The sequence below is a fragment of the Thalassolituus sp. UBA6592 genome (assembly GCF_002433655.1).
GTDB lineage: Bacteria > Pseudomonadota > Gammaproteobacteria > Pseudomonadales > Oceanobacteraceae > Venatoribacter.
The window spans coordinates 1-536 of the sequence record NZ_DJIO01000109.1; the positions used below are offsets into that span (position 1 = coordinate 1).

At 53.2% G+C, this 536-nt stretch carries 2 protein-coding genes; one reads left to right on the plus strand and one right to left on the minus strand.

Features of this window, described 5'->3' with window-relative positions; translation table 11 throughout:
* On the minus strand, positions 1 to 305 hold a 305-nt coding region (locus B2Z72_RS10070), incomplete at its 3' end, for an SsrA-binding protein (RefSeq protein WP_297004712.1).
* Between the two features lie 135 nt (positions 306 to 440).
* Between B2Z72_RS10070 and B2Z72_RS10075 the strand changes: the two genes are divergently transcribed.
* Positions 441 to 536, plus strand: a 96-nt coding sequence (locus B2Z72_RS10075) for a hypothetical protein (RefSeq protein ID WP_297004720.1), incomplete at its 3' end; no start/stop codon positions are given.

The following is a 536-nucleotide window of genomic DNA, read 5'->3' on the forward strand; positions in this document are numbered from 1 at the left end:
TTCTGTTCAATCCGCTCCAGTTCCCGTTTGTGCAGCAGCAGTTTGCGGGCACGGCGCGGTTCGGTAACCAGATGGGTAGAAGCCTGGGCGAGCGGCGTAATTAATGCGCCGGTCAGGTAGGCTTCACCTTTGTGGAAATCGATGTAGGAGTCCAGCAGCTGGCATTTGCCGGCGCGCAGGGATTTTACTTCCCAACCGGTCAGAGCCAGTCCGGCTTCTGTTTTGTCTTCCAGAAAGTAGTCGTGGCGCGCTTTTTTGTTGAGCGCAATGGTACCGCTGGGGGCTTTGGATTTCTTTTTACTCATAGACAGCATTATACCTGAGCAATGGCCGAAAAGGCACTATGGCTTGCGTTGGCGGGTTGAGAGCGCACTTTAAATTACTCACAATACCCTTATCAGATCAGGGGTCAGGACACGATGACAGATATTAAACGAGGTATGCACGGCACATGGGGCAGCCGCTGGACTTTCATTCTCGCAGCGACGGGCTCTGCAGTTGGACTGGGAAACATCTGGAAGTTCCCTTACATCACC